4 protein-coding genes are annotated in these 4474 nt (G+C 66.4%); 1 reads left to right on the forward strand and 3 read right to left on the reverse strand.

The genetic code is table 11. The annotated features are described in order from the left end of the window. Positions 1-95: 95 nt before the first annotated feature. Genes BG61_RS37695 through BG61_RS37705 form a run of 3 tightly spaced genes read right to left on the reverse strand, consistent with a single transcriptional unit; the run spans position 96 to position 3069 of the window. Complete coding sequence (locus BG61_RS37695) at positions 96-944, reverse strand: TauD/TfdA dioxygenase family protein (RefSeq protein ID WP_035928989.1); 849 nt, start codon at positions 942-944, stop codon at positions 96-98. An 11-nt stretch (positions 945-955) separates the two neighbouring features. Next, positions 956-1936: a quinone oxidoreductase family protein gene (locus BG61_RS37700; protein WP_035928981.1), complete on the reverse strand. Its 981-nt coding sequence runs from the start codon at positions 1934-1936 to the stop codon at positions 956-958. Between the two features lie 14 nt (positions 1937-1950). Continuing rightward, positions 1951-3069 (reverse strand): universal stress protein, encoded by a 1119-nt coding sequence (locus BG61_RS37705; protein WP_081868328.1) that lies wholly within the window; start codon positions 3067-3069, stop codon positions 1951-1953. Positions 3070-3087: 18 nt separating this feature from the next. Between BG61_RS37705 and BG61_RS37710 the strand changes: the two genes are divergently transcribed. Continuing rightward, a partial coding sequence (locus BG61_RS37710; protein WP_035943283.1) for a winged helix-turn-helix domain-containing protein occupies positions 3088-4474 on the forward strand: 1387 nt, incomplete at its 3' end.

Consider the following 4474-nt stretch of genomic DNA (forward strand, 5'->3'; position numbering starts at 1 on the left):
GGTTTTCGGGGTGCAGCGAATCGTCGAGGAATTGCATGTGTTGCTCCGGCTAATAGGAATCGATGTAAGGTGTGCGGCGCTTCGGAGCGCCAGGATCAGTAAGGCACGTCGCCGATGATTCCGGCACGCTCCATCTTCCGGTGGCACGGCGGGTAGTCCATGACCGCGTAGTGCTGCGTGCTGCGGTTGTCCCAGATCGCGATGCTGTTCTTCTGCCAGCGCCAGCGGACCTGGTATTCGGGTATGCACGCCTGGCTGATCAGGTAGTTGAGCAGGTGACTTGCGCCCGGATTGGCGTCCTGGCCGAAACGCACACGCGCCGGCGTGTGATAGTTCGAGAAGTGAGTAGTGAAGGCATTCACGAAAAGAACCTTCTCTCCCGTCTCGGGGTGCGTGCGCACGACCGGGTGCTCCGCATCCGGAAACTGCGCCTTCAGCGCGAGCCGTTTTTCGATCGGCATGGCGGCCCCGAAACTGGCTTCGATGCTGTGGCGCGCGCGCAGTTCGGCGATCTGGCTCTTGATGTGCTCGGGCAGGTTCTCATGGGCCAGCACCATGTTGGCCCAGATCGTGTCGCCGCCGACGGGGGGGCACTCGACGCAGCGCAGCACGCAGCCGAACGGCGGCGCCTGACGCCACGTGGCGTCGGTATGCCACGCGTTTTCGTAGCGGTCGTTAGGCTGACTGGGGTCCTTGTAGATCCGCACGAGGCCGGGGTATTCGGGATCGCTTCCGGCGACCGGATGGTCTTCGAGCTCGCCGAAGCGGCGGGCGAACGCGACGTGCTCGGCGCGCGTAATGTCCTGATCGCGCAGGAACAGCACGCGATGCTTGAGCAGCGTTGCACGGATTTCGGCGAACAGGCCGTCGTCATGCACCGCGTCCGCGATGCTGACGCCGGTGAGTTCCGCTCCGATAGCGCAGGTAATTTGTTCGACGCGCATCATGTGTCTCCTTACACGACGAAAATGGATGAACCGGTGGTCTTGCGCGACTCGAGATCGCGATGCGCCTGAGCGGCATCCTCCAGCGCATAGCGCTGGTTGATCTCGATGCGGATTCGGCCGCTCGCGACATGCTCGAAAAGCTCGTTTGCAAGCTCGTTCTTCTCGGCCGGATCGGCGATGTAGTCGGCGAGGGCGGGGCGGGTCAGATAGAGCGAGCCCTTCATCGCAAGCAACTGAGGATTGAACGGCGGAATCGGACCGGATGCGGTTCCGACGCAGACCATCAGGCCGCGGCGCTTGAGCGAATCGAGTGACGATTCGAAAGTGTCCTTGCCGACGCTGTCGAACACCACGTTCACGCCCGCGCCGTCCGTCAGTTCGCGAACCCGCTGGGCGACGTCCTCATGGCTGTAGTTGATGATGTGCTCGCAGCCGTGGGCGCGGGCAATCTCGGCCTTCGCGTCGCTCGACACCGTGCCGATCACCGTCACGCCCAGGAGGCGCGCCCACTGCGACACGATCAGGCCGACGCCGCCGGCTGCCGCGTGGAGCAGGATCGAATCGCCTGCCTTGAATGCATGAATGCGGCGCATCAGATAGGACGCGGTCAGGCCGCGCATGGTCATCGCGGCAGCGGTGGCGCATTCGATTCCGGCCGGCAGCCGGATGAGGGCGTTCGCGGGCACGAGACGCTCCGTGCTGTAGGCCCCGAGCGTATTGATGAAGCCCGTATAGGTCACGCGGTCGCCCACGCGCACCTGATCGACTCCTGCTCCGACGGCCTCCACCACGCCTGCTGCTTCCACGCCCATGCCGGCGGGCAGCGGAACGGGATAGAGGCCGGAGCGGAAGTACGTGTCGGCGAAATTCAGGCCCACGGCCTCATGACGCAGCCGTACTTGTCCGGCGCCGGGCGTGCCGACCGGTACTTCTTCCCATCGCAACACTTCGGGACCGCCCGTCTCGTGAAAGCGGATTGCATGTGCCATTTGTCTCTCTCCAGTCATGCGTGCGAGCCGTCAGGCTCGCTGATTGTGTAACGGTTCGCGGTCCGGCCAATTGGCGCCGCGACATTGAATTCCCCGTCGATCTCCGTCCAGTCGGCGTAGCTCAGATAACGCCTTGCCGCCGGCAGGATCACGCCCTGTTCGCGCCCCATCCATTCCCAGGCAAATCGCGCATAGGCGCTCACTGCCTGTTCCAGTTCTTCTGCCATCGAGGCGGAGTGCGTGTTTCGTCCGATCATTCGAGCCAGTTCATGAAGCATTTCTTCGTCGCGCTGATGCAGGCGCTCGAGTTCGTCGAGTTCGGCGTTCACCGCCGACGTCCGCTTGCGAAGGCGCCGGAACAGCGACGCTTTTTCCTTCGCCCAGACGCCCCGCGCCGGAAGACCGTGCAGCCTGCGCACAATCTCGCGCATTGTTTCCCCCTGCGGCATGCCGCCTCGTTCGCGCTCGGCGCGTATCAAGTCGAGCCACTCGTGCAGTGCGTCGGCGAGCGTCCGGTGCGCGCCGAGCAGCACGCCGATCGACGCTTGCACTGCGGGCCGCCGGTCCGTTGCGCACGCCAGCATGGCGGGCAGCAACGCGTCGGGCACGGGTGCACCGGATGCCGATGCATTCGCGCCCGGCCGGGGCGAGGCCGTGCAGATCAGATCGCAGCCGTGCCGGCGTGCCTGTGCGAGCAGGGGGTCGAACGGCTGATCGCCGGCGGCGATGACGGACGTGCAGGGCACGCCCTGCGCGCGGGCGCCGGCCTCGGCTCTCGCCAGCAGCTCGGCCGCGCGTTCGTCGGCCGGCCGGGAACGCGCGGTGGACCCGCGGATGCCGGAGGCGGACGACACGTGCAGAAAAGTGATGCGAGCGCCGATGGCCTGCGCGAATTCCGTCGCATGACCGATGGTTTCGACGCTGGCGTCGGTGTCCTCGACAGGAACAAGTAGATGCTGGTACATGGCGTTTTTGCGCTGGATTGGCGTGTGCGTGAACTCAACTGCATCGTAGTCCACTGATGCTTCGTGCGACCCTCTCCCGGAGGGAGGGGCTTGACGCCCGCCGGTGATTCGAACCATGCTGTAGGACTGATCTCCGTCCGAAGCGGCTCTGCCGGGCCGCTGGGGCATTCCGACCGACCTCTCCCGATGGCCACCATTTCCAGCGGCTCCGAACCCTCGACGACCGAACTCGTCCTGAAGACCATCGCGCCGCGCGCGCCGCTGAACCTGCTCGCGCGGCCCCGCCTGAGTGCGGATGCGGCCGATTACCGTGATCGCCAGGTCACGCTCGTACAGGCGCCGGCCGGCTACGGGAAAACCTCGCTGCTCGCGCAGTGGCGGCGCGAGCATCTCGCGCGCGGGATCGCCGTGGCATGGCTGCTCGCCGACGAGCGGGACGATGGCGAGCGGCTCCTGCGAGCGCTCGTGCAGGCGGTGAGGGCAGGGTGCGCGCGGCCCGCGTTCGGATCGTTGCTGCTCGACAGCGCCATCGCGTCGGTGGGCGAGCTGGATGGCGCGACGGGCTGGCTCGCCGAGATCGCATTGCTGTCGGTGGATGTCGTCCTGATCGTCGACGAGGCCGAGCGGCTGCCCGCCGCCGGCGCCGAAATGCTCGCCTACGTGCTTCATAACGCGCCGCAGAACCTGCGCATCGTGGTGGCGGCGAGACGCGGCCTCGAAGCGCCGCTTGCCGATCTCCTGACATATGGTCAAGGCACGCTCGTCGGACCGGATGCATTGCGTTTTCAACTCGACGAAACGATCGCGCTGATTGGAAACCGTTTCGGCGCGCGCGTGGACGCCGATGCGTGCGCGCGCCTCTTCGAAGTGACCGACGGCTGGCCGCTCGGGTTACAGCTTGCACTTGCCGCGATGGCGCATGCCGCGGACCCGCGCAAGGCGATCGAAACGATTGCGTCGGGCCCCGGCAGCCTGCGCGAGCATCTCGTCGGCGCATTGATCGCCAATCTCCCGCCGGAAGACGACGCATTTCTCACCCGCATCAGCGCGGTGGACATGCTGCATCCGGAGCTGTGCCAGGCGCTGACGGGCAATGAAGAGACGCCGGAGCGGCTCGCGCGCCTCGTGCGCGAAACGCCCGTGTTCATCACCGTCGAGGACAGCGCTTGGTGCCGCCTGCATACCGTGGTGCGCGACGCGCTGCGAGTGCGCCTCGCGCGCCTGCCCGCCGCCGAACGCGAGGAGTTGCACGCACGCGCCATGAGATGGCTCGTCGGGTGGGGGATGATCGAGGAAGCCGCGCGTCACGCGCATGCGGCCGGCCAGCACCGCAGAGCCTACGAACTCGCCGAGCGCAGCCTGCACGATGCAGTGCGGCAAGGGCACCTGAGCGTCGTGCTCGACTGGCTCGATCTGCTGCCCGAATGGGAACTGGAACAGCGCCCCCGCTTGCGGCTCGCCGCGGCGTGGGCGCTGGCGGTCGGGCAACGTCACGAGGAGGCGCAGCGCCAGGTCGAGCGCATTCTCGCTGGTCCTGCCGTGGGCGCGGAACTGCGCTACGAGTGTGCCCTGA

It is taken from the genome of Caballeronia glathei (assembly GCF_000698595.1).
GTDB classification, from domain to species: Bacteria; Pseudomonadota; Gammaproteobacteria; order Burkholderiales; family Burkholderiaceae; genus Caballeronia; species Caballeronia glathei.

Excerpts from the sequence above, each read along its gene's own strand:
- BG61_RS37700 (WP_035928981.1), bottom strand. The coding sequence starts at position 1,936 with ATGGCACATGCAATCCGCTTTCACGAGACGGGCGGTCCCGAAGTGTTG.
- BG61_RS37695 (WP_035928989.1), bottom strand. The coding sequence starts at position 944 with ATGCGCGTCGAACAAATTACCTGCGCTATCGGAGCGGAACTCACCGGC.
- BG61_RS37705 (WP_081868328.1), bottom strand. The coding sequence starts at position 3,069 with ATGCCCCAGCGGCCCGGCAGAGCCGCTTCGGACGGAGATCAGTCCTAC.